The organism is Ignavibacteriales bacterium, from assembly GCA_026390795.1.
Lineage (GTDB): Bacteria > Bacteroidota > Ignavibacteria > Ignavibacteriales > Melioribacteraceae > Fen-1258.
This window is the reverse complement of sequence record JAPLFG010000003.1, coordinates 800782-819534: the sequence shown is the minus strand read 5'-3', so window position 1 is coordinate 819534 and position 18753 is coordinate 800782. Positions and strand designations below refer to the sequence as shown.

Genomic DNA, 18753 nt, shown 5'->3' with positions numbered 1-18753 from the left:
AATCCTTACAATCAAGCGTTCCGTAAATCAATATGCAGTTTTGAATTGTCTTCTCTGTATAAAGTAAAGAAAATAGCAATCAAAATTTCGAATGCCCCAGTAGCGACGAAATAAATTGCACCAGTTTGAAGAGAAATTAATACTGCCGACGTTTTTAAAATAATTGAAATTTCTTCTAACAAAAGAAAAAGATGAAAAACATTTACTTTGCCGCTGTTTGCTATAAACATAAAAGTTCTTTTGATAAAGAAATATGTAATTATTATGTGACCCAATATCATTAAAGAAAAATAAAAACGATGATCAGAGAAAAATGAGAAGAGGCATAATGATAAAACTACGACAATCAAAATTCTGATAGACTTTTTATTTTTGAAAGGCCATAAAACAGAAAGCATTAGTAAAAAATTTGAAAGGATGTATACCGGATTATTAGATGTAAACATAATTAGTGGACGAATTATTAATACTACTGGATCTGTCAATGCAAATACAAAGAAATACCAGAACAATTTCGTTTTATATTGCTTTATTGCTGGGAATATCCAGAAAAAGATCGAAAGATAAATAACGATATTGTTAATTTTCATGAGTCTTCTCAAGCGTTCCGTAAATCAATTTGCAGTTTTGTATTGTCTTCTTTGTATATAGTAAAGAAGATAGCAATCAAAATTTCGAAAGTCCCTGTAGCGAAGAAATAAATTGTACCGGTTTTGAGTGATATTAATAATGCCACTAATTTCAAAATTATTGAAATCTCCTCTAACAAAAGAAACAGCTGAAAGAAATTTACTTTGCCGCTGTTAGCAGAGAAAATGAACGTTCTTTTTATGAAGAAATAAGAAATAATTAAATGAATCAATAGATGAAGATAAATCGAGAAAAACTTCACTTCAGTAAACGAAACTAATAAAAGTAATAAAATCGCAGCAGTTAAAATTCTTATCGACTTTTTATTCTTGAAAGGCCATAAAACAGAAAGCATAAGTAAAAAATTAAAAATTGGATACAGATAAATATGGGTAAAATGCATAACTATTGCATTCAGTGGATCCATGAATGCAAAAACAAGAAAATACCAGAACAATTCCGTTTTATATTGTCTTACAGCCGGGAAAATCCAGAAAAACATTGAGAGATATAAAAGTATATATTGAATTTTCATGAGTGTTCTCAGGCGCTTCGTAAATCAATATGCAGTTTTGGATTGTCTTCTCTGTATAGAGTAAAAAATATAGCAATCAAAATTTCGAATGCAGTTGTAGTATAGGAATAGACTGGCCCAGTTTCTACTGATATTAATGAAGCTGATATTTTTAAAATAATCGAAATTTCTTCTAACAAAAGAAAAAGATGAAAGATATTTACTTTACCACAATTTGCAGTAAACGAAAAAGTTCTTTTGATGAAGAAATAAACAATAATTGTATGAATCGAGATCGTTAATGTTAGATAGAAAATTCTGTCAGAAAAGTATGAATATAGTACTAATGATAAAACCACTGCAATCAAAATTCTGATCGACTTTTTGTACTTAAATGACCATAAGACAGAAAGCATGAGTAAAAAAGTAAAAAGAAGTTCTATTCTGGTATGCTTAATGTTCGAAATTATTATTATTGTGATAGGGTCCATCATCGCATAAATTAGAAAGTACAAAAACAAATTTGTTTTAAATTGTTTAACAGCGGGGAAAATCCAGAAAAACATTGAGAGGCTTACAATTACAAAATAGATTGTCATAAGCGGTTTTCTTATTCTTCAAACAATTTGTTTATCATAGAGTAACGAACCGCATATGAAATCAATTCGGGGAGCGATTTAATTTGAAGACGCTGCATTATACGCGAGCGGTAGTAATCAATAGTTTTCTTGCTCACCTTGAATTGGTCGGCAATCTCCTGGCTTGTCATTCCTTTGCTTATATATTCCAAAATATTTCTGTCTTTCATGTTGAGTTGATTAAAACTTTCCAGATCGGTAGAAACAAGCATTCTATATTTCTTTTCCAGTTCTATTATTTTTTCTTCGTTAAGTGTAACGCCAAAGTACCGTTTGTTTGAGTAAACAATCTTAATCGCATGAATTAACTCTCCCTTCATGGTATTCTTACTCAACAAACCTTTTGCGCCACTCTTTAATGCGTAAAAAACATATTCATCGCTGTCATACATTGACAGCATAAGCGCTTTAACATCTTCATGCTTTTTCTTAATTGTTTTGATAGCTTCAATTCCGTTTATTCCGGGCATGGAGATATCAACAAGTATCACATCGGGATTAACCTCTGAATATTTCTCAATTAGGTCGTTACCGTTTTCCACTTCGGAAACAATAAGAATTTCTTCAACATCCTCTAACAGCGATATTATTCCGCTGCGAAAGAGTTTATGATCATCTGCTATTATAATGCGTATTGGTTTTGATTCTGCCATATTAAGTCGTTCCTCATAGGAATTTCAATTACAATCAATGTTCCGCTTTCGGGGGATGATTCAATTTTCAACTGACCTTGATATGATTCAACCCTTTCTCTCATATTAATTAATCCCAGACCGTGTAAAGTATTTTTTCTAGAGTTAACTTCTTCAACATCAAATCCTTTGCCGTTATCCGATATGATCAATCTTAAAGATTGCATTGAGATAACCAATTGAATGCTGAAATTTGTTGCTTTCGAGTATTTCAAAATGTTTGTTATAGATTCTTGAACAATTCTGTACAGGTAAATTTCTAATTTGCTTTCTAAACGATATTCTCCTCCGACAACATTCACTTCGGCAACTAAGCCGGTTTCTGTAACGACTCTGTCAACGAGGTATTTCAAAGCAAATCCAAGTCCCATTTCCTCTAACATCTTTGGCTTTAAATCGTAAGAAATAGTTTTCAATTCAAGAATCGTATCCTCCAAAGTATCTACAATACTTTGGTAGTTCATTCTCTGTGCCGGGCTGGTATCTTTTTCGCTCAGTCTAAGTAATTTTATTCTTAACATTGATAAGCTTTGTCCAATCCCATCATGAAGTCCGCTGGCAATTCTCTGTCTTTCTTTCTCAATTAAATTTTGAAGATGGTCCGATAAATCGCGCAATTTATTTTGCGACTCTATTAATTTTTCCTGATAGGTTTTAATATCCGTTATATCGTGGAAATAGATATGGGTAATATCCAAACTCGGTTCACTTCTATAAAGTACTGAGAAAATTCTATTATCGATTGTATATGTTAAAAGATTACTCTGGTTTTCATTTAAATTGGAACCGGGAACGAAATTAACGAAAGGAAGAACATCATTTACTTTTTTCCCCTTCAATTCAAAAGTTGATAAGACCTTCTGTGCAGCTTTATTTGTCTCAATAATTGTTCCTGTCGAATCGATTCTTATTAACGGGTCAGGATCTAATTGGGCAAATAATGCCATTAATTTTGCGGACTGGAGTTCAATATTCTCTTTTTCAATTTTGTATTTAGAAATTGAAGGATTGATCAAATATTTATAAACGAAAAATATCAAACTAAAAAAAGCTACTACAATGATGATAGAAAGGTAGATTGGGTTAGCGGGGTCGAATAATGACTTGATTAGATCGTTAAGACTCATATAACACTTTGTTAATTTTAAGATAAATCTCAACGATAAAGGCCATAACAACTATTTCCTTCCCTAATAAGGTCACACTATTCTTTTTATTGGCATGAATAATTTCTTCTCAAATATAAATTATTCTCACTAAAAGTAAATGTCTATTATTAAAACTCACCAAATATACAAATCCTGTTAATTTCGATGATAGTTTAGTTGGTTTATTAGTTTCCTATTATGTAAATTTACTTTTGAGAGCAGGTTTGCATTATAAATCATTTGCATTTCATAGTGTATATTTGCGCTGCAAGTTAATTCATTTTGTTGAAAATTCATTTAGGGTTTTTAGTGATCTATTGGGATGTAAACCCCGACATTTTTTCAATTGGCCCCATCACTATTAGATGGTACGGTCTTTTTTTCGCAATGTCTTTCCTGGTCGGCTATCAAATAATGCTCGTCATATTCAATAAAGAGAAGAAAAGTGAGCAGGATCTAAATGACTTGGTTTGGATAATGATTCTTGGAACTGTACTTGGTGCCCGAATTGGGCATTGTTTCTTCTATAACCCATCATATTATCTTAAACATCCGGAAGAAATTCTGCAAATTTGGAAAGGCGGACTAGCAAGTCACGGCGCGGCGATTGGAATTATGATAGCCATTTATTTTTACGTTAGAAAAAGAAAAGAAATGACTTATCTATGGATTTTCGACCGCGTAGTAATTACGGTTGCCTTGGCTGGATTCTTTATACGAATGGGTAATCTTTTTAACTCGGAAATAATTGGTAAACCAACAAATTCCACTTGGGGATTTGTATTTACTTCAGTTGACATGATACCTCGTCATCCAGCACAACTCTATGAATCAATCGCATATCTATTCATCTTTTTCTTTCTGTTTTGGTATTATTTCCATAAGGAAGGAAAATTTAAGCCGGGATTACTTTTCGGGTTATTTCTTGTTCTGATTTTTTCATTTAGATTTTTTGTCGAATTTTTTAAAGAAGATCAATCGCCATTCGAAGCCGGAATGTTCCTTAACATGGGCCAACTTCTTAGTATTCCTCTAGTTATCTTAGGAATTTATCTTCTCTTACGAAAAGAGAAAAAAGTAATTAGAATTCAATAACACATTGAAAGTTTGATATGAACAATAAATTATCCGTTAAACGGATCGCTCTTTTTTTTATTCTCCCATTATTTATTTTATTTACCGCTTCAACACAGAAAAAAAACTATAATCCAGAAGCCGATACACTTCGATTTGCCGGTGAAAATCATCTGCGCAATATCCGTCAGTTAACTTTTGGCGGTAACAATGCGGAGGCATATTGGAGTTTTGACAGCAAACAGTTAACGTTTCAGAGCGATTGGAAAGAAATTAACAGCCAGCCGTGCGATCAAATTTTCAAAATGAACATTGACGGCTCTTCGCTCGAAAACGGAAAACATTATATGCTTGTTTCAACCGGGGAAGGGAGAACTACTTGCAGTTACTTTTTAAAAGATGGAAGAATTATTTACTCCTCCACACATGCTGCCGATGATAAATGTCCGGAATCAAAAATGTTTTCCGGTGGAAGATATGTTTGGCCAATTTATAAGACCTACGATATTTATATGGCAAATAAAGATGGCTCTAATCCAAAAGTTTTAATAGGCGGCGAAGGTTATGACGCTGAAGCGACTGTTTCTCCCAATGGTAAATATATTATTTTTACTTCCACTCGATCCGGCGATTTAGAATTATGGCGTTATGAAATTAAAACTAAAAAATATTTACAGCTTACAAATACACTTGGTTATGATGGCGGCGCTTTCTTTTCGAGAGATTCGAAACATATAGTTTGGCGTGCAAGTCGCCCGCAAGGTCAAGAAGCAGAAACTTACAAGAAACTTCTCGCGGATGGTTATGTTGAACCGAAAGAGTTAAATATTTTTATGGCGGATATCGACGGAAAAAACGTTAAACAAGTAACTAATCTGCCGGGAGCTAATTGGGCACCGTTTTTTCATCCTGACGGCAAAAGAATATTGTTCTGCTCAAATCATCATACACTTGATAAGGGCGGACGAATTTTTGATGTGTTTATGATAAATATTGACGGAACCGGTCTAGAGAAAATTACAAACTCAGAAACATTTGACGCATTCCCAATGTTTTCTTATGACGGTAAAAAATTGGTTTTTTGTTCGAATAGACAATCGGATAGAAAGCCGACACACGATACGAACGTATTTGTTGCCGATTGGATTGAAAATCCTGAAGAGGTTGATCTTAATTTTAAATCACTAAAATAAATTCGCTGCCGATTGGCGGTAATAAGATATGACTGAAAAAGAGTTTGCACAAAGCTGGATTGACATTGTAAAAAAGGAACTGAAATCATTTCCTGATGATTTTCTTAAGGATACTGAATGTGAGGTTATTTCATTACCGGGAAAACTGTTATTTCTTCCCCCTCCTTTTTTCAATAACTATCAAATAACCGATGAAACAGGAGAAACATATATTTCAACGGACGATCATTTCAAAGCAAAATATATTCTTTATGGAAACAGAACAAAACCGGCTAATCTAAAATTACCGCTAAGGGATCTTCATATTTATGAAACTGTACGCGACTATGAAAAACATTTGGACTCATTTCTGAAGGATATGGAAAAAGATTTCAAGCAAACATTTCCTAATTCAAAAGGTTTCAAACGTATTTCACTTCAGGTTTTTAATTCATTAAATCTTACGCGTTTATAACTTGATCGAACTAAGCAGCAACATTACAAATTATATTCTTGATCATTTTGGCAAAACCTATCTTAACCGCTATACAGAATATCACAGCAGCGCTTATAAACCATATCTAAGAATTTCACCATTTGCCGATAAAGAGAATCTGATTGAGCAATTGGAAAGATATGGTATTACACTTGAATCGATCAAGAATCTTACAAGCGCATACCGTATCGTTTCCGGTAGTGATGTTGTAAGCAAAACGTTGGAGTTTATTCTAGGTAAATATTATATCCAAAGTTTATCATCAATGATACCAGCACTGGTCTTAAATCCGCGTGAAAATGAAGCTGTTTTAGATTTGTGTGCGGCACCCGGTTCAAAGACAACACAACTTGCTGAATTGATGAACAACAGAGGAACTCTTATTGCAAATGAAATATCTACTGAACGATTGAAGAGTTTAGTTTTTAATGTAGATAAAATGAGTCTTGTTAATGTTGGAATTCTACACGGCAAAGGGGAATTATTAAGCCGGCAATTTGAAAACCGGTTCGATAAAATTTTAGTTGATGCACCATGCAGCGCTTTAGGCATTACACAAAAAAAGGGAGAAGTTAGCAATTGGTGGGATATCCGCAAAGCTGAAGCTATGTCCGATCAACAATTACGTCTTCTTATCTCAGCTATTAAAATGTGCAAAGTAGGCGGTGAAATTGTTTATTCAACATGCACATTAACACTTGAGGAAAATGAATTTGTTATCAATAAAGTTTTGAATAAATATCCTGTTGAGTTAGCCGAAATAGAATTGCCGGTCAGGAGTCAACCTGGATTTACAACTTATGGTCGCGATGTGCTCAGTTCCAATCTTAAAAAAACTCATCGTATACTGCCGTGGGAAATAAACAGCGAAGGTTTCTTTTTAGCTAAGCTGATTAAAACAGATAATACAGAACCGGTTGAGAGATCATCATATCAGGAAAGAAAACTTGAACTTATAAAATCAACAAGTGGAAAAATTAGAAAATATCTAGATGGACTTTCGAATTACTATGGAATTTTTCCAAGCATATTCGACTCGTACAAATTTCTAATAAAGAACAATGATATACACTTTGTAGATGCGAATTGGTATAGTGAACATCTTGAGTCATTTAACCGGATAGGAACACGACTTGGTACAATTGATAAAAGAGAAAACTTGCAACTCAATCCGTTAGCTGCACAGGTACTGGGCAAAGAAATAACTAAAAACATCATTGAGATTGAAAGCATTGCCGAACTTGATATTTATTTCAGCGGCGGAATTATAAAAAAATATTTTGAAACCGGCGGGCAGCGAGTTGTGAAGTTCGGCAATTATCTTCTTGGAACAGCGGTAGCATCAAAAGAAGGATTGAAGAGTCAATTTCCGCGGGCGTTCAGAACGCAACAAATAATTCTACCGCATTAAAAAGCCCGCTTGTGCGGGCTCAAATTAAATTTAATAAACCAATTACACATCGAAGTATTGCTCAAATTCAAACGGTGTTGGGCGTAAAGCTGCCGGTTTAATTTCTTTCTCAATTTTATATTTTATCCAAGTGTTGATAACGTCTTCTGTAAATACATCGCCTTTTAATAAGAATTCATGATCGGCGGCTAATGCTTTGAGCGCGTGTCCAAGTGATTCCGGAGTTGAAGGAACATCTTTTAATTCTTCGGGAGACATATCATAAATATCTTTATCAAGCGGCTCGCCCGGATCAATTCTGTTTTGGATTCCATCAAGCCCAGCCATTAAAATTGCCGAGAAAGCTAGATAAGGATTTGCGGCGGGATCAGGGCAACGAAATTCAATACGTTTTGCTTTAGGAGAATTCCCGAAAGGGATACGGACCGATGCACTTCGGTTGTTTGATGAATATGCAAGATTAACTGGAGCTTCAAAACCAGGTACTAAACGCTTGTAAGAATTTGTGGTTGGATTTGTAATTGAGAGAAGAGCCGGTGCATGCCGTAAAATTCCACCTATAAAATAAAGAGCCATATCACTTAATCCCGCGTAGCCGCCTCCTGCAAAAAGAGGTTTTCCTTTCATCCATAAACTGGTATGAACATGCATACCGCTTCCGTTATCGCCGAAGATTGGCTTCGGCATATATGTTACTGTCTTGCCGTTTTGTTTTGCGGTATTCTTAACTACGTATTTGAACATCAGTAATTGATCGGCTGCAGTTAGTAGCGGTTTGAATTTCATATCTATTTCACATTGACCTCCACTTGCAACTTCATGATGCTGAGCTTCAACTTCAATTCCTAAATTTTCTAAGTTCAAAACCATATCATTGCGAAGATCCATCAATTGATCTGTTGGCGGAACAGGAAAATATCCTTCTTTGTAACGGGGCTTATAACCCAAGTTCGGATTTTCTTCGCGACCACTATTCCATCTTCCTTCAACCGAATCAACAGAATAAAAAGAAAAATTTGGACCGGAATCGAATCGAACATCATCTAATATAAAAAATTCAGCTTCCGGGCCGAAATATGCAGTGTCTGCAATTCCTGTAGATTTTAAATACGCTTCTGCCTTTTGAGCGATATTCCTTGGACAGCGTGAGTATTTCTCTTTAGTCGCCGGTTCAAATACATCGCAGACGAGAGAGATGGTTGGTGCCTTTACAAATGGATCCAAAAACATTGTACCGGCATCAGGAATGATAAGCATATCGCTTTCATTGATTGCTTTCCATCCGCGGATTGAAGATCCATCAAACCCGAACCCGTCTTCGAATGAGTCTTCATTAAACTGACTTACCGGAACAGTAAAATGCTGCCACTGTCCGGGGAAATCCATGAACTTGAAATCTATGAACTGAATTTTGTTCTCCTTAATAAAAGCAAGAACATTTTGTTCAGGAGAAGATACCTTTGCCATTATGACTCCTTTTTAGTTTGTAAATGTAAACTCGTAGTTTCCTTTATTGAGGATAAAACAAAACTTGTTATTGTTCTTGTAACACCGGGCCATGATTGAATCTTGCTTAAAAGTGTTTCCAAATCTTTTGTCTCTTTTGCAACTATCTTTAAAATATGAGAACCCTCTCCTAGAATTGAATGGCATTCTAAAATTTCCGGAGACTTTTTAACATGCTCGGAAAATTTTTCATAGCTTTTAGAAGAATCCATGATAACAGATACGAACGCCATTATATCATATCCAAATGTGTGACGGTTTAATTTTGTATAGTAACCTTCGATCACTTTATGGTCTTCTAATTTTCTTAATCGCTCACTTAAAGAGGGAATTGATAATCCGACAGCATCGGCAAGTTCGTTACGTTTTGTTCTTCCGTTCTCTTGGAGTTTTTTAAGAATTGTGATATCTAAGTCATCTAGCATAAAACCACTTATTTAATTAGGAGAATGTCTAAATTTGACTGAAAAAATAAGGTAGAATTTGTAAAAAAGCAAGCTGCCCTCTGTGTTTAATTATTGCCTTGTCTGCGAGTGCTTCTTTTTCTTAATTAGCAAACAACAAATAAGGATTATACAGATGCGAAGAATTTCCCAACTTGGATTTCTATTATTATTTTTTCAAACTCATCTATACTTTGCGCAAGTTGATCCTAAAATCTCCTCAGTAATCAATCAAGTCAACATAGATTCGCTTTACGAAAATCTTAAAGAACTAACAGGAGACAAACCGGTAAAAATTCCAAACGGGAACGTATTTATTTACTCGAGAGCTAACGCAGATATAGGAAATGTTTATGCTGAAGAATATTTACAAGACAGATTTAAAAAATATGGCTTAACAACATCATTACAGAGATTCGATGGAGGTGGAGCAAATATAATAGGAATTCAAAAAGGAGTTATCAAACCGAATCAACAAATAATTATTTGTGCACATTTTGATGATAGACCTTATCAAAGTTTCGCACCGGGAGCAGACGATAACGGCAGCGGCACTTCAGCTGTACTGGAAGCAGCGAGAATTCTTTCAAAGTATAAAACAGATTACACAATAATATATGCCCTATGGGATAATGAGGAAATTGGTTTATTAGGCAGTGGGTATTATGCCCGGCAAGCATCTTCTAGGAATGACAGCATTATTGCCGTAATAAATATGGATATGATTGGATGGGATGGCAACAACGATAATTTAGCTGAAATACATACAAAGAGTATAAGTAACTCAAATCTTATTGCCGGAAATCTTTTAAGAATAAATTTCGATTATGATATAGGACTTAAATTTGCTTTAATTGAGCCGGGCTCCACATCAAGTGATCACTCTTCATTTTGGAATTATAATTATTCTGCGGTATTACTTATCGAAGGATATTTTAGTCAAGATTTTAACCCAAGATATCACACAACGTTTGATAACATTTCATTTATTAATAAACCATATTTCGAAAAATGTGCAAAAACCGCGATAGGCACATTGGCGTATTATGCTAAGATACAAACACTTACGTCTGTAAAACCAAATATGCCTTTAGTATATGAGTTATTTCAAAATTATCCCAACCCGTTTAATCCTTCAACAATAATTAAATACAATATTGAGAAAGAAGCTCATGTTAAACTAATTGTTTACGATGTTCTGGGAAAAGAAATTGAAAGAATTGTAGATCAAGTTCAAAAACCTAATGCATATGAAGTGAAATTTGATGCAAAAAAATGGTTCCCCAGCGGAGTATATTTTTATGTTCTTAACACAAACGAATATTCAAGCGTCCGGAAAATGATATTGGTGAAATAAATATTTCCTGTGATTTTTTTATGAATATTTACAACTGACAAAAAATTGAAGATTAGCAATTTCAGCTTTTGAGATTTACTCCCTTCAGCGTTGTTGAATAGCCCTTCTTAAATGTTTATCTTTAACTCTAAATTTAGATCTGGAGAGAAATTAAGTTTATGAAGTTTAATAAAAGAACACATACCTGCGGAGAATTAAGAGAAAAGAACGTTGGTCAAAATGTTGTACTAAACGGCTGGGTTGCTATACGTCGTGATCTTGGAGGAGTAATTTTTATTGAGGTGCGAGACCGTCATGGAATAACTCAAGTTGTTTTTGAACCAAATTATAATTTAGAATCGCATGAACAGGGCAAAAAATTACGCAATGAGTATGTAATTTCTATAGAAGGAAAAGTTAGAAAACGCCCGGAAGGAACAGAAAACATTTCATTACCTACCGGATTAATTGACGTTATGGTTGATAAACTGATAATTCTTAACCAGGCTGAAACCCCGCCATTTCCAATAGAAGACGGGATTGATGCTCATGAAGATTTACGATTAAAGTACCGGTATTTAGACCTCCGAAGAAATGAAATGCAAAAGAATTTATTGCTTCGGCATCAGATGTATCAAATCACCAGAAAATACTTTGATGCGAATGGGTTTGTTGAAGTTGAAACTCCAATTTTAATGAAGAGTACACCAGAGGGCGCACGAGATTTTTTAGTCCCGAGCCGAATGCATAAAGGAAAATTTTATGCTCTTCCTCAATCTCCGCAGACGTATAAGCAAATTTTAATGGTTGCAGGATTGGACAGATACTTCCAAATTGTAAAATGTTTTCGTGATGAAGATTTAAGAGCCGACCGCCAATACGAATTTACACAGATTGATGTGGAAATGTCATTTGTTGATGTGGAAGATATATTTGAAATAGTCGAAGGATTGATGAGAGACTTTTTTAAAGAAGTCTTGAATCAAGAATTTGTTTCTCCAATTCCGCGTCTTAGTTTTGATGAAGCAATGGAAAAATATGGCAGCGATAAACCGGACCTTCGTTTTGCACTCGAAATGGTTACACTTAATGATGTTTTTGCAAAATCTGATTTCAGAGTTTTCAAAGATGCAGTTGCAAATGGCGGTATTATCACTGCTCTACTTGCCAAAGGATGCGGAGACTATACTAGAAATCAGTTGGATGTCCTTACTGACTTTGTAAAAAAACTTGGTGCAGGTGGTTTAATCTGGATGCGTGTAAAAGAAAATGATCTTGATGCACCAATCTCAAAATTTTTATCGGATGAAGAGAAACAAAATATTATAAAAAAAATGAATGCGCAGTCTGGAGATCTTTTATTTATTCTAGCGGGTCCTAAACTCAAGACGCTCGCATTAATGGGTGCTTTACGATTAGAAATGGCAAAGCGAATGAATTTAATATTAACTGATGCAAAGCCGTCGCTTCTCTGGGTTACAGATTTTCCATTGTTCGAGTGGGATGAAGAAACAAAACGTTTATACGCAATGCACCATCCTTTTACTTCGCCAAGAATTGAAGATATTCCTCTGATGGATACTAATCCGTCACTTGTTAAAGCAAGAGCTTATGATTTAGTTATGAATGGGAATGAAATCGCCGGCGGCAGTATTAGAATTCATGATTCAAGTTTACAGTCGAAGATGTTTAATGCTTTGGGGATTACCGAAGAAGAAGCCCAGGAAAAATTTGGATTTTTAATGGGTGCTTTTAAATATGGCGCTCCACCGCACGGGGGCATTGCCTTCGGTTTTGATCGGTTAGCTATGTTATTTGCCGGACGCTCCTCAATAAGAGATGTAATTGCTTTCCCAAAAACTTCCAGCGGTATCTCTCTTATGGACGAATCACCTTCAAAAGTCGATGATTCACAATTAACCGAGTTACATATCCGCATTAAATAGTCTCACATTCTGGGATTGTACTTCCCCTATTTTACAGGTAAGTTCTACCCAAGGGACAAGACCATCCAATTTGTCAAAGATTTTCCTTTGCATTAATAGTTTTGTTTTTTATATTATTTTCAAAGAAAATATGAAATATCTGGTAGACTAAATTTGGTCTGAATATTGAGTGTATAGTATTGAAATAATAAGCTTAGACTTGAGATAATCGGAAAAAATTACCAGTTCACAGTTTTCTTGGAGATGTTTTGTGGGTCAACAACAATTATTACTACTTGTACTCGGTGTTATTGTAATTGGTATAGCAGTCGTAGTTGCTATTAGTGTATTTACTGCAAGTGCTATGGAGTCAAACAGAGAAGCGGTAATAATAGATCTAACGAACATTGCTTTAACGGCGCAACAATACTATAGAAAAGCAGCAATATTAACTGGCGGCTCAAATTCATTTACTGGTTGGACTGTTCCACCAGCTCTAGTGCAAACATTAAATATGGGTACACCAGTAAATGTTACAATTGCAGCACAGTCGGTTAGTCTAGTTGGATTAGGTACGGAGATAGGTAAAGATGGTTCAACTGTTGTCGGAGTGACAATGGTTGTTGGACCGAATGCAATTATTTCAACGACAGTTAATAATTAATGTTTAAGTTTTGCTAAAAGATAAAATAGAAACAATACATTTTATAAAAATTGTGGCACAGTAAATGGTATATAGAAAAAAAATTATTGTTGCAGTTGCTCAAAATAAGGAAGGTACAAAAACAAATTAATTATGTGTCTATTTTCTTTTAACTAATTAACAACAAAAAAGAGGAGTTCAAAAATGGGTCAACAACAATTATTACTCATCGTTCTTGGCGTTATCATTGTAGGTATCGCTGTTGTAGTTGGTATCAATGTGTTCACCGCGAGTGCTGCTTCATCCAACCGAGATGCAGTTATTGCCGATTTAACTACAATCGGATCAATGGCACAAGGTTATTACAGAAAACCAACAGCTCTAGGTGGTGGAAATAATACATTCACCAATTGGGTTGTACCGCAACAATTACAAACTACTTCAAACATGAGTGCCGCTGTTGCCGCAACCGTTGCAGCTCAACAAGTAACTCTAGTCGGTACTGGAACAGAAACCGGTAATGATGGTGCAGCCAAGGTTAAGGCTACAATGACTGTGACACCTACTAATATGACGACAGTCGTTAATAATTAATTTTTAACTGGAATTTTCTTAAATTGAAAGCCGATAGAACATAAATCTATCGGCTTTCTCATTTAATTAAGAATTATGCAATGATCGAAACTAGATTTACTGCGCAAAAACCTAACGGTCAAATAATAAGCGGAAGCTTTAGCGAGCCGTCATTTGGTGAGGCGAAAAAAAAGATTCAAAAACTTGCCGAAAAAAATCAGCTTAAAATTCAAAAAATTGAAAAAAGAGTAGGTTACGTTTATAAAATTAAACGCGGTAAGGAAAAACCGATAACCGGGGAACAGAGAGCCTACAATAAAGATGAGGTTGTAAACGCATTACGTAAACTTGGTTATGAAGTAATTTCAGTCAATAGAAAATATTTGGAATTTAATTTCAAACCACCTCAGCAGGATATTGTTTCATTTGTAAAAATAAGTGCCGAATTGTTAGAGCAAAAACTCCCTTATAGTGAAATTCTAACTTTACTTATAAATGATACTTCAAACAAATCTCTTAAAGAAGCATTAAAACAAATCAACAATGAACTTAAAAAAGGTGCGGATAGCGAGACTACTTTTTTACGTTATCAATCGGTGTTTGGAAAATTTACAGCATATATGCTTGGACTTGCATCAAAGAGTGGTAACATGTCGGAAATTTATAAAGCAACCGCAAAATTTTTAGAAAGACAACAAGAATTTAAAAAAAACTTGCGAAGCGCTCTAATCACTCCTATGGTAACTCTGTTTGTGCTTTTTCTAGCTGTACTTTTTTATGTCGGGTATATTTTTCCGGCAACAGCAAAATTGTTTGTAAAGTTTGATATACCGCTTCCGCCAATGACAGCGGCTACATTGAAGATAAGTAACTTTCTTATGGGAAATGGTCTTTTAGTCGCCATTGTTTGTATAGCTCCGCCGATTATACTTTGGCAATTTGGTAAGACAAAAAAAGGTAGATTATTTTTTGACCGCTATATGCTCAAACTTCCGGTAATGGGCTCGTTAATTCATAAAACATGTATTGAAGTTTTCTGTCGAGTATTTTATACTCTCTATAGCGGCTCAGCTGAAAGTATAGAGCCGATTCGAATTGCCGCCGAAGCTACCGGAAACGTTTACTTTGAACAACAAATTAAAAATGTTGCAATTCCTCTTATGATTAAAAAAGGAGTTGGAATTACAGAATCATTCGAAGCTTGCGGCGTGTTTACAGAAACGGCATTATCAAGATTTCACTCGGGTGAAGAAACCGGTACAATAAAAAATACCGCTTTCCAGCTTGCAAATTATTATGAAAGCGAAACAGTATTTAGATTAAAAAATGTTATAGAACTTATACAAGTTGGAATTGCGATGGTTATTATGATAGTGATGATTGGACTTACTCTTGTATCGGCCGAAACAGCAACTATTAATCCAAAATCACCATCAATGAAATAAAAATATTAAGGAAGAATCAACAATGATAGATGCTCAGCTTGAGATGACTGATAAGATTGGTTACCTTCTCTTAAAGAAAGGAATAATTGATCACTCCATATTAGAACAATCACTCAAAATTAAAGACGCGGATCAAACAAAGCTGAAGAGAAACCTTGCTCAGATCCTGGTTGATGAATTCAAATTTGATCACGATATTATTTTTAGAGAAGTAGCGGTACTATATGCTTTTAAAGAACTTAATGTTCGTCCGGAAGAACTTTCGGATGAACGTATAGCAGAAATAAAAAACTTGATGACGCGTCAGGGTGATGATGTAAAAAAAATGCTTCTTACACACAGGGTAATTCCATTCAAATATGACGATAAAATTAAAGATAAGTTAATTCTAGCAGCCGTGGACCCCACAGACAGAAATCTTGCTAAAGTTGCCTATACACTAAACGTAAAAAAATATGAAATAAATTATCTTCGAAAACGAGATTACGATAAACTTGTTTCAATTCTGGCCCCAACCGAAAATGAATATTTAAGAATGATTCAGGAAGCGGGGGAAGAGATTCAAGTGGTTCAGGATGAAGCCTCGGTTAATGAAGAAGAACTTGATGCTGAAATTAATAAAAGCGCACTTGTTAACCTTGTTGAAGCAGCATTGGTTGAGGGAACCCGTAAAGGAGTCAGCGATATTCATTTAATTCCCAAATCAGGCAATAAAACTGAAATTCATTTTCGTCTTGATGGAAAATTAATGCTTTGGCATACTCAAGAAGGAACCTTGCCGGAAGCTGTTATGGCTGTTGTAAAAGATCGGTCCAAAGGTCTTGACCGATTTGAACGGGAACGAGCTCAAGACGGTTTTATTCAGCGCGAAATAGATGGACATATAATTCGTTACAGAGTTTCTGTATTACCAATGGTCGGAACAGAATTAAAAAACAAATTTGAGAGCATTGTAATAAGAATTCTTGACGATCGAAAAGTAATACGTGATTTAGGCAAACTTGGTCTTACCGGTTATGCGCACACTGCTTTTGCTAAAGCAATCAATCTACCTCAAGGAATGATTATTTTGACCGGCCCAACTGGAAGCGGAAAATCAACCACTCTTGTTGCCGCGTTATATCAAGTTATTACACCTGAAAAAAATATTCTTACGGTTGAAGATCCGGTTGAATATGTTATTGAAGGCGCCAGACAGTTAAAGATCGGTTATAAAATGAATTTTGAACAAGCAATCAGATCAATTCTTCGTCACGATCCAGACATTGTTCTGGTTGGTGAAATGCGCGATAAAGAAACAGCTGAGACAGCTATAAAGCTTGCAAACACCGGACATTTAACATTTTCAACATTGCACACTAACGATGCGCCAAGCGCAGTTGCACGTTTATTTAAAATGGGAGTAGAACCGTTTTTAATTGCTTACGCGATTAATATTATTGTGGCACAACGTCTCATAAGAAAACTATGTGAAAACTGTAAGAAGAAAGTTGCAAACCTAGAAGAACACATTCTTCCTTCCGGTCTAGATATTAAAGAATGGACCGGTTACGAAATTTTCGAAGCGGGTAGTTGCGAGAGATGTAATCACACGGGATATAAAGGTAGAATGGCAATTCATGAAGCGCTCTATTTCACAAAAGAAATTAGAAAGGCGATTGTTAGTTCTGGAGAAGATGTTGATGAAGAAGCTATTAGAAATCAAGCCAGACTAGATGGAACAATGAGTTTGAGAGATTCCGGCTTTGAAAAAGTTAAACTTGGCTTAACTTCAATTCAGGAAGTGATCGGCGCGACAATGGAAGACTAATTTTACAATGCTTATTATATTTAAATAAAGTATTTTATACTATGCTTTTCACCAATTAAGACGGTTATTCTTGATGATTGCAGACGCAAAACAAATCCTCACAGCATTTACCACAAAAATTCCTACAACTGTCCTAGGTCCGGAACGTGTTCGATATATTATTGAGCATATAAACGAACTTCAAGTTGAACATAAAATGCAGTTGCTTAACTTGATTAATAATATACTGGGAACAATGATTGACCGTCAAGCATCCGATATCGAAATCGGCGGATACGGAGCACAAAATTTTGTATGGATGAGGATCTTTGGCAAAAAAGAACGTGCTAGCGATCTTCCCCAGTTTTCAGAAGATGAAGCTTCGACACTAATCATTGCGCTATTGAACAAAACCCAATGCGAAATGCTTCTGTCTGAAAGAAATTTGGATTTTAGCTATTCTTTCAAGTATGATAAAGTGCAAGCAGTAGTTCGTTTTCGTGCCGATGCTTATTTTGATCTTGATAGTGTGGCTTTAAATATGCGTTATATTCAAGCCAGAATTCGTCCTATCGAATCTCTCGATTTTCACCCGTTCGCAATTAAAATGATGAGCCACAATTATATAAAATTTGGGCTATCATTAATAACCGGAATTACGGGTTCCGGTAAATCGGCAACACTTGATGCGATTATAGATTATCATAACGATTCTGACCCATGTCATATAGTTGTTATTGCTTCTCCGGTTGAGTTTGTCCATAAATCCCGAGTCTCAATTATTAAACATCGCGAAGTTGGAAGAGATGTAATATCATTCAAAGAGGGAGTAATACAATCATTGCGACAAGACCCGGACATAATTGTAATTGGAGAAATGCGTGATCCGGAGACAATTTTATCAGCTCTGGAGGTTACAGACACTGGTCATAAAGTTTTTTCAACACTTCATACCTCTTCGGCGACTGAATCAATTGATAGAATAGTTGCAGAAATACATCCAAATGAGCAGGAAAGAGTGAGAAATAGACTAGCGGATGTCTTAATATCGGTCGTTTCTCAAAAATTGGTGCCGAGTTTAGATGGCAAACGTGTGCTTGCAAAAGAGGTTCTAATAGTTACTCCTTCTGTTAAAGCGGCAATAAAGAACAATAATACGAGTGAAATTTACATGATGATCAATCAAGGCGCCCCTCAAGGCATGATTACGATGGAACAAGATTTGCTACGTTTGTATGCAGAAAGAAAGATTTCTAAGGAAAATGCCGTGTCTTACGCTAATAATAAGACCAGAATCTTGCAATTGATGAAAGGATAA

18 protein-coding genes are annotated in these 18753 nt (G+C 35.2%); 11 read left to right on the top strand and 7 right to left on the bottom strand.

Going from position 1 to position 18753, the window contains the following annotated elements:
• Nucleotides 1-11: 11 nt before the first annotated feature.
• Genes NTX65_07215 through NTX65_07195 form a run of 5 tightly spaced genes read right to left on the bottom strand, consistent with a single transcriptional unit; the run spans nucleotide 12 to nucleotide 3601 of the window.
• Complete coding sequence (locus tag NTX65_07215) at nucleotides 12-590, bottom strand: hypothetical protein (protein ID MCX6169109.1); 579 nt, start codon at nucleotides 588-590, stop codon at nucleotides 12-14.
• Nucleotides 591-598: 8 nt separating this feature from the next.
• On the bottom strand, nucleotides 599-1165 hold the full coding sequence (locus NTX65_07210) for a hypothetical protein (GenBank protein MCX6169108.1): 567 nt from the start codon (nucleotides 1163-1165) through the stop codon (nucleotides 599-601).
• An 8-nt stretch (nucleotides 1166-1173) separates the two neighbouring features.
• Entirely contained in the window at nucleotides 1174-1743 is a 570-nt protein-coding gene (locus tag NTX65_07205; GenBank protein ID MCX6169107.1) for a hypothetical protein, read from the bottom strand.
• Nucleotides 1744-1754: 11 nt separating this feature from the next.
• Nucleotides 1755-2435 (bottom strand): response regulator transcription factor, encoded by a 681-nt coding sequence (locus NTX65_07200; GenBank protein ID MCX6169106.1) that lies wholly within the window; start codon nucleotides 2433-2435, stop codon nucleotides 1755-1757.
• Entirely contained in the window at nucleotides 2405-3601 is a 1197-nt protein-coding gene (locus tag NTX65_07195) for a sensor histidine kinase (protein ID MCX6169105.1), read from the bottom strand. The genes NTX65_07200 and NTX65_07195 overlap by 31 nt, the downstream gene beginning before the upstream one ends.
• Nucleotides 3602-3931: 330 nt before the next feature.
• Here NTX65_07195 and lgt point away from each other — a divergent pair, with 330 nt between their 5' ends.
• The 4 genes from lgt to NTX65_07175 are packed head-to-tail and all read left to right on the top strand — an operon-like array spanning nucleotide 3932 to nucleotide 7775.
• Nucleotides 3932-4717, top strand: a complete 786-nt coding sequence (gene lgt, locus NTX65_07190; GenBank protein ID MCX6169104.1) for a prolipoprotein diacylglyceryl transferase — start codon at nucleotides 3932-3934, stop codon at nucleotides 4715-4717.
• 17 nt (nucleotides 4718-4734) lie between these two features.
• On the top strand, nucleotides 4735-5889 hold the full coding sequence (locus NTX65_07185) for a hypothetical protein (GenBank protein MCX6169103.1): 1155 nt from the start codon (nucleotides 4735-4737) through the stop codon (nucleotides 5887-5889).
• A gap of 28 nt (nucleotides 5890-5917) precedes the next feature.
• The gene (locus tag NTX65_07180; GenBank protein MCX6169102.1) at nucleotides 5918-6343 is read left to right on the top strand and encodes a hypothetical protein; all 426 of its coding nucleotides are present in this window, start codon (nucleotides 5918-5920) and stop codon (nucleotides 6341-6343) included.
• 1 nt (nucleotide 6344) lies between these two features.
• The gene (locus tag NTX65_07175; protein MCX6169101.1) at nucleotides 6345-7775 is read left to right on the top strand and encodes an RsmB/NOP family class I SAM-dependent RNA methyltransferase; all 1431 of its coding nucleotides are present in this window, start codon (nucleotides 6345-6347) and stop codon (nucleotides 7773-7775) included.
• A 42-nt stretch (nucleotides 7776-7817) separates the two neighbouring features.
• Here the strand turns inward: NTX65_07175 and glnA are convergent, their stop codons facing one another.
• Nucleotides 7818-9242 (bottom strand): type I glutamate--ammonia ligase, encoded by a 1425-nt coding sequence (gene glnA, locus NTX65_07170; protein MCX6169100.1) that lies wholly within the window; start codon nucleotides 9240-9242, stop codon nucleotides 7818-7820.
• Nucleotides 9242-9706, bottom strand: a complete 465-nt coding sequence (locus NTX65_07165) for an Lrp/AsnC family transcriptional regulator (protein ID MCX6169099.1) — start codon at nucleotides 9704-9706, stop codon at nucleotides 9242-9244. Before NTX65_07165 ends, glnA begins: the two co-directional genes overlap by 1 nt.
• A 154-nt stretch (nucleotides 9707-9860) precedes the next feature.
• Between NTX65_07165 and NTX65_07160 the strand changes: the two genes are divergently transcribed.
• The 7 genes from NTX65_07160 (at nucleotide 9861) to NTX65_07130 (ending at nucleotide 18753) form a co-directional block, all read left to right on the top strand.
• Nucleotides 9861-11081: a M28 family peptidase gene (locus NTX65_07160; protein ID MCX6169098.1), complete on the top strand. Its 1221-nt coding sequence runs from the start codon at nucleotides 9861-9863 to the stop codon at nucleotides 11079-11081.
• 158 nt (nucleotides 11082-11239) lie between these two features.
• Nucleotides 11240-13006, top strand: a complete 1767-nt coding sequence (aspS, locus tag NTX65_07155; GenBank protein ID MCX6169097.1) for an aspartate--tRNA ligase — start codon at nucleotides 11240-11242, stop codon at nucleotides 13004-13006.
• Nucleotides 13007-13349: 343 nt separating this feature from the next.
• Nucleotides 13350-13649, top strand: a complete 300-nt coding sequence (locus tag NTX65_07150; protein ID MCX6169096.1) for a hypothetical protein — start codon at nucleotides 13350-13352, stop codon at nucleotides 13647-13649.
• 183 nt (nucleotides 13650-13832) lie between these two features.
• Nucleotides 13833-14222, top strand: a complete 390-nt coding sequence (locus tag NTX65_07145; protein ID MCX6169095.1) for a hypothetical protein — start codon at nucleotides 13833-13835, stop codon at nucleotides 14220-14222.
• Nucleotides 14223-14302: 80 nt separating this feature from the next.
• Nucleotides 14303-15646, top strand: coding sequence for a type II secretion system F family protein (locus tag NTX65_07140; protein ID MCX6169094.1), 1344 nt, complete (start codon nucleotides 14303-14305; stop codon nucleotides 15644-15646).
• Nucleotides 15647-15668: 22 nt separating this feature from the next.
• Nucleotides 15669-17456: a GspE/PulE family protein gene (locus NTX65_07135; GenBank protein ID MCX6169093.1), complete on the top strand. Its 1788-nt coding sequence runs from the start codon at nucleotides 15669-15671 to the stop codon at nucleotides 17454-17456.
• A gap of 73 nt (nucleotides 17457-17529) precedes the next feature.
• Nucleotides 17530-18753, top strand: a complete 1224-nt coding sequence (locus tag NTX65_07130) for a PilT/PilU family type 4a pilus ATPase (GenBank protein ID MCX6169092.1) — start codon at nucleotides 17530-17532, stop codon at nucleotides 18751-18753.